Genomic DNA, 6,209 nt, shown 5'->3' with positions numbered 1-6,209 from the left:
TCCAGCGTACTTGTCGGGCCTATCGGTGTCCGTTCAACGGCGCAGACTACGCACCTCCGCGGCGAATGTGCAGTCGATACACGCACGGCGGGCAACTTACCTGGGGATAGTCGTCACGGCGCGTCCACACCACGGGGGGAGTCGGAGGCCCGCCACCCCGTGATAGCCCGGGTGGCGGGGCAAGCCGCTAGGTCCGGTCTCAGCAGTCCGCTTCCAACCACAGCCGAAACCCAAACTGAGACCCTACCGCCGGGGGCATGACTGGACGGCGAAATACCGCTCCTTGGTCCGGGCTGCCGCAAGGATCGCTGCCGATAGCTTCGCGAGGCGAGACCGGTGATGGTTGGCTCCTATGAAACAGCCGGGAAGCCACTTTCGTGGAAGCACTTTGGACTGTGCTGAGACGTATCCGCGCGCAAGGGTAGCTTCTTTGAGCAGCTCCACGGAACTAAAAGGTTTTGCCGCAGTTTTGCCTGTCAATGGAGGAAACCATGAACAGACAAAACAAGGAACGAGAATCCGCGACCAAAACACCTGATGAGGACATTGCAAACAAGGACATTGGGGCAACCGTGAGCGACGTGTTCTCGAAAGCCTCCGACATGGCTCAACAAGCAGTTGATACGGCCAAGGAGGCGGCCTCGGATAGTGCGTCAACAGTTACCAACCAGGTGAAGGAAATGCTCGACCGTCAGGTCGGCAGCAGTGCCGAGGTGATGGGCCAGCTCGCGAGTTCGACGAAACGCGCAGCCGAGGACCTCGACGAAAGCGCGCCCTTAGTCGCCGGTGTGGTTCGTACGTTTGCGAACAGGATCGATGGTTACGCAGACGATCTGCGGGACCAGTCGGTCGATCAGCTGGTCCGCGCCGCCTCCGATTTGACTAGGCGCCAGCCCGGATTGGTTTTTGGGCTTGCTGCCCTTGCGGGGTTTTTGACATTTCGGACGCTGAAGAGCGCGCCGCCGGCGTCGTCACGCTCCAATGAGTCCGTGCGCGGGCGCAACCGGCAAGCAGCGAGCGAATTTAATGGCACATGATCAGCTCAAGAATTCCACGCTCCCACGAGCACTATCCGACGCCGCGGCGGATCTTGCCGACCTCGTGCAAAAGGAGCTGCGGCTGGCCCGGGCGGAGCTGTCTGAAAACGTTTTTGCCAAGCTTCGGGCCGGCATTTGGATGTCCGCTGCCGGGGTGCTTGGGCTGATCGCTGCATTGCTGACAGTGCAAGCCCTCGTCTTCTGGATAGCTAGCTTTGGGATCGTAATGCACTGGTCCTGCCTGATCGTTGCCGGCGTCGTGGCCGCAGCTGGAGCACTCGCCTACTACAAGGGCCGCATGGATGCGCAAAAGGAGATGACGCCCACGCGCTCAATCCATCAGATCAAACAGGATATATCGATAACCAAGGAGCATCTAACATGAGCCGCGAAGCGCATATGCCCAACATCGGAACGGCGGAATGGCTCATCGGAGCCGCCAAAAACAATCCGGAAGGCCTTCTTCTCGTTGCAGCCGGCTGCGCGCTGTTGATGCGCCGCAGGGGGGCATGGGCCAGCGGCGGCTTTGATCACGCTGATGAAACCCGCGGAAGTAAGGGCCAGCGAAGCGTTCACCCAACGTCCTCGAACACCGCCGGCCAGGGGCGCCGGTCGAAAAGCACGGAGGACGCTTCGGAGACGGCAGACAATGCACGGGAGCATGCCTCGGACCTCGGCGGCAAGGTCGCGGCCACGGCCAGCGCTTACACTTCGTTCGCGTCGGAATACGTCGACGAGGCGCGACGCAACGTCACTGAGACATCGGAGCGGGTCGCGCGACGGGCCCAATCAACTTTCCAAGAGACGGTGAACCGCGTAGTCGAAGAGCAGCCACTGACGCTGGCGCTGCTCGGCCTCGCCACAGGGGCAGCTGTCGCTGCAGCCATCCGCCCCACGGATTTTGAAAAGCGGACACTCGGCCCAGCTGGAGAGCAGTTGACGGACAGCGCCGAGAAAGTCGGCGAACGGTTGAAGGAGTCGACGGTGAAGGCGCGCGAAAGGCTCAGGACCGCTGCCGAGGAGCGCGGCCTTAATGCTGATGGCCTCAAGGATGTCGTGAGCGAAGTGGCTGGCGAGTTCGGCAGCACCTTGTCGGGCGAACAGCAAGCCGGGTCGGCTGAGTCGCCGTCCGCGACCTCGGGCATATCGCGCGGCCAATCGGCCCCGGGTAGCATGGGCCGGTCGACAGATAAATCGGCCAATTCGGATCAGTCACAACGGCCGGGTGCTTCCCGGTCCGGCAAATCCGGCCAGTCCAGCGGAAAGCGAGGCTCGTGATGGGCGAGGCAAATCTCCGCCAACTCGAACACGACGTTGAGGCAGCCCGCGCAAGGCTCGCGGAAGATTTGTCGACGCTGCGCTCGCCAAATACGGTGTCCGAGTTTACCGACGAACTGAAGCAAGAGGCGCTCGAGGCCAAGGATGCGCTGGTCGCGAAAGCAAGATCGACCGCGCAGTCGACGGCGCTGGAGATCATCGACGATCTCAAGGCAAAGGCTGCCACGAATCCTGGCGCCGCATTGGTAATTGGGGCTGGTCTCGCGTGGCGGTTCCTTCACCGTCCGCCAATCGCGACCGCGTTGATCGGAGCAGGACTATTCAGCCTGTTGCGTACGCCTTCAATTCAGCCGGGCTTGGACGGGCAGGTCGATCCTCTCGCTTTCGCCAGAGAGCGCTTGAAGGAGCAATCAGTCGAGCTGGCAGAGAAGGTCGGCGAAATGAGCGCCAAGACGGCCGAAACAGTGAAGGAACATGCGGAGGAAGCGGCTGGCGCCGTAAAAGAGAAGGTGCGGAATTTGGGCGCCAAGACGCCGAATCTGGTCGACGAATTGCGGCAGGCCGGCAGCGAGGCCGCCGAGGGGGCAGCCGCTGCGGCCGGTCAAGCGTCATCTGCTGTCCAGGGCGCACTGAGCGATCAGGAGACGCGAGACAAGCTGCTTCTTGGTGCCGCGGGTTTAGCCATCGCGGCTGCGGTAGGTATTGCGTATCAGCGACGGCTTGAGGAGCACGCGGCGGTCGACTAGGCGAGAATTCGGCGCCGGAACTCCAGAACTACGGAAGAGCAGCCTGGACGACAGTGTCCCGGCTGTCGGGAGCGGGTCGCCTTTCTCGTGCTAACCAACCCGGCCATCACCGCTTGGCGCTGTCGCTGTCGGCGGCCGCCCGCGTCAGGAACGTCTGGGTTGTTTGGCCAAGACGGCTTTTCAGCCACTCCGCCATTGCCTCCTCTTCGCGGAGGTTCTGCTCGCAGGCCTGCACGATTTCGGTCTCGCCCTCGGCGTTGGCCGCCGCGATTAGGATTGTATAGGAGGCGATTTCCATGTGCTCGAAAGTGTAGCTGGCGAGGGAGCCCTTCATCACCTCATCGCCGGCGAACACGCCGCTGATGGATTGGGCGAGCGCCATGAGCTTGCCGCCCGCGTCCTTCACGGTGGACGATCCTTCATCGATACGGTCGAGGCAGGTCTTCAGCCGGGAAGCCTGTTGCCTTGTTTCTTCGAGATGAAGGCGGATGCGCTCCCTCAGCTCCGGATAGGTCTCGATGCGGCTCAACTGTCCAGACAGCATCGTCTCCGCCTGCTCTTCCATGGCGTGGGCATCTCTCAGCCACTGGATCATCCATTCGCGCGATTCAGACATCAGAGGTCTCCTTGTTTGGTGGCATCCAAACCACGAGCGACGAGGATTGTTCCGGCCGCAGGATGGATCGCACGAACAGGCTCAAGAGTGACCACTCGGGTTGATGTGCTCCGGTTTCGCTAAATGTCGGATGAGCGCTGGGATGGAAAATAAGTCTAGGAACGCTTGCGGCCATTTCGGCGAAACTCCTCGGCCGATGGAACCGAGGACGAACTTGGTAACGCCCTCGGCGCCGGCTGCTATAGGCCGCCGTCCTCCATGCTTTCCACAACAGCCTGATTTGCGGCCCTGCATTCCAGCCGTGCCGCATGATCTCCATCGCAGCCTCGTCATAGCCCCTAAGCGCCCGATCCCTGAATGCGATACCTGGCGCAACAACGAGACGGTCGTAGCTGAGCTTCGAACCGTTGTTCAGCGCAACGGTTTTCGCCGCCGGGTCAATCGCTTCAGCGGACTCATGAATGACAGGCCGGTCAACTGAGACACCACCGGGCGATCACAGCCCGGTTGTGATCCCCGAATGCCGCCTGTTGGATGCCTCGTGGTTCAATCGCTAATCTTCGTCGTACGGCATATGCTAATCAATTGCCCATATTGCCATAGCAGCGGCGCGGCATTCTTGGCACCCACCGGCCGGCTTGAGGCAGAACGAGGCCCGCCCTTGCGCGCTGCCGTAACGCGTGGATCTCGTTGGCAAGCACCTGCAGCCTCTCCGCGCTTGTTTGGGCAGCGTATATCAAGGCTGGCCCTGCGGCGGTCGGCCGCATGCTCGCTCTTCGGTTGAACACCGCGGCACCGCCTCCTCGTCGACCTGCTTTGCACGAGCGTCACCGCCATAAGCCGCAACGCCTTGCCGACGTTGACGATTTTCTGTGCTCCTGAACCCGCCGAGGCACGGATCTGGCGTAGGGTCAGATTTCTCACCCACGTGACTAAGATTCGAGAATATAAAGTTGTCAAAATTTACTTTGGCACCCGCTCCATGCTTACCTCCGACAACTCAAGGCGCGGCACACCATAGCCTCGGAGGGGCCTCTATACTGGCGGCTTTATCCCAGTCGCTCCCGAAAGCCGTCGTTCCGGTACCGGCCTCATTGCGGCCGCTCGTGATGATTCCGCCATTGCACAAAACCGGACGTTGGTTCAGTTGCGGCATACCGCGGAGCCAGAGCCAAAACTGTGCTACCTCATCGCCTGCCATCCACAAGCCGACGATCTGCTGCCTTGCGCCTACAGACCCATGCCGCTCAAGGCGATGACCTGAGAACAGCGGCTACAACGAACATTTCAGCCGACCCGTTGGAGGTCGCGGTTGCGCCTCGAGCAGTCGTCGTTTCGACGGTGGCACCCCAGGGGGTTAACGCCTTACCGCCGCACCCATGCCGCGGCCGTATCGACGGTTGAGCCTGCTTTGTATCTCGGCCCCATGATATGCAGACACCATGGTGAGCACTGTAGCAAGTTTTCAGAATCTATGGTCGGCTATGGCGTTCGCTTCACCGGACAGCCCGGCTGCGGCCAATCCTCGCCATTCTTCGCTTGCGGTCTGCAAGGGGCTTGGCCTCAGAGCTGCTCGGTCACGGCCGCCAATCGTACGGTTTGGTGGACGTACTGAGCGGAGCCGTCGACGACGCGACGGCGTCCTTCTCGATCAATTGGCCCGGATCGTATGTCTGGACCATGACCACGGCCCCGGCGGCCGCCTACGACTACAAGACCGGGGCAGCGTGCGCGACAGGCACCCACCAAGCTATCTGCAGCGGTTCAACCTGGACCGCGACAATCGACGCGAACTGCAACGTCTCGGCCACCAGCGTGACTCCGCTGGAGTGCTGGCGTAATGTCGATTCGACGGGCTCGGTCACGGTTCGCTGCACCAACTCGACCCCCTACACAGTCGGGCTGAGCGCGGGAGCCGGTTCCGGCGCCACGGTCGCCAACCGAAAGATGACGAGCGGCACCAAGCCTGTGAGCTATTCGCTATACAGCGACGTTGGCATGACGACGGTTTGGGGAACACAATCGGTACCGACACTGCCAGCGGCACCGGCACCGGGATGGACCAGGCATATACGGTCTATGCCCGCGCGCCCGCGCAGATAACACCCGCGCCTGGACATACACCGATACCGTTGTAGTGCGCAGCATCAAAATTCGCGACTCAAATAACCCGAGCCGCGCAGTCCGAACCGCCACTGCGCGTCGACAGCCTTGGAAATGCCGATCCTGCGGCCAGTCAAGATGGCGCTGGGTTCGAGCGGCGCCATGAACTCGAATGGCGGCTCGTCCAATGGCAGCCCATCATGCGATTTGTCGATTGCCAGCGCCTGGCAAAGGCGCCCCGGCCCCGAACAAAGCAGCCGGGGATCGTCAAGGCCGCGATTGGCGCGCATCGCATCCAGTGTCAAACGGCTTCCAAAACTGACCCCCGATCGGCGTCCAATTTTGGCTCTGACTCAGTTTTGATGACATTGTGACGTCGGCTGGCACTGGTTTCACAAAAAGGAATCAATGCCATGGGCCAGGCCCTCC

7 protein-coding genes are annotated in these 6,209 nt (G+C 61.4%); 5 read left to right on the top strand and 2 right to left on the bottom strand.

Features of this window, described 5'->3' with window-relative positions:
- Positions 1 to 491: 491 nt before the first annotated feature.
- From NKI20_RS33215 to NKI20_RS33200, 4 genes are read left to right on the top strand one after another with little or no spacing between them, the layout of a single operon-like run.
- On the top strand, positions 492 to 1,037 hold the full coding sequence (locus NKI20_RS33215) for a hypothetical protein (protein WP_352838187.1): 546 nt from the start codon (positions 492 to 494) through the stop codon (positions 1,035 to 1,037).
- Positions 1,027 to 1,422, top strand: a complete 396-nt coding sequence (locus NKI20_RS33210) for a phage holin family protein (RefSeq protein ID WP_023761998.1) — start codon at positions 1,027 to 1,029, stop codon at positions 1,420 to 1,422. Before NKI20_RS33215 ends, NKI20_RS33210 begins: the two co-directional genes overlap by 11 nt.
- Positions 1,419 to 2,315, top strand: coding sequence for a hypothetical protein (locus NKI20_RS33205; RefSeq protein ID WP_023761997.1), 897 nt, complete (start codon positions 1,419 to 1,421; stop codon positions 2,313 to 2,315). The genes NKI20_RS33210 and NKI20_RS33205 overlap by 4 nt, the downstream gene beginning before the upstream one ends.
- Positions 2,315 to 3,061 (top strand): hypothetical protein, encoded by a 747-nt coding sequence (locus NKI20_RS33200; protein ID WP_023761996.1) that lies wholly within the window; start codon positions 2,315 to 2,317, stop codon positions 3,059 to 3,061. The genes NKI20_RS33205 and NKI20_RS33200 overlap by 1 nt, the downstream gene beginning before the upstream one ends.
- 106 nt (positions 3,062 to 3,167) lie before the next feature.
- Here the strand turns inward: NKI20_RS33200 and NKI20_RS33195 are convergent, their stop codons facing one another.
- The gene (locus NKI20_RS33195; RefSeq protein ID WP_352486297.1) at positions 3,168 to 3,677 is read right to left on the bottom strand and encodes a ferritin-like domain-containing protein; all 510 of its coding nucleotides are present in this window, start codon (positions 3,675 to 3,677) and stop codon (positions 3,168 to 3,170) included.
- A 1,680-nt stretch (positions 3,678 to 5,357) separates the two neighbouring features.
- Between NKI20_RS33195 and NKI20_RS33190 the strand changes: the two genes are divergently transcribed.
- Positions 5,358 to 5,780 carry a spore coat protein U domain-containing protein gene (locus NKI20_RS33190; protein ID WP_352838189.1) on the top strand — a complete coding sequence of 141 codons (423 nt, stop codon included), beginning with the start codon at positions 5,358 to 5,360 and terminating at the stop codon, positions 5,778 to 5,780.
- A gap of 44 nt (positions 5,781 to 5,824) precedes the next feature.
- On the opposite strand, the gene NKI20_RS33185 is transcribed toward NKI20_RS33190, so the two are convergent.
- The gene (locus tag NKI20_RS33185; protein WP_352838184.1) at positions 5,825 to 6,085 is read right to left on the bottom strand and encodes a DNA-3-methyladenine glycosylase; all 261 of its coding nucleotides are present in this window, start codon (positions 6,083 to 6,085) and stop codon (positions 5,825 to 5,827) included.
- Positions 6,086 to 6,209 lie beyond the last annotated feature (124 nt).

Origin of the sequence: Mesorhizobium sp. M0830 (assembly GCF_040319965.1) — a bacterium.
Lineage (GTDB): Bacteria > Pseudomonadota > Alphaproteobacteria > Rhizobiales > Rhizobiaceae > Mesorhizobium.
Note: the sequence above shows the minus strand (reverse complement) of the source record. Positions and strands in the feature narration are given on the sequence as shown.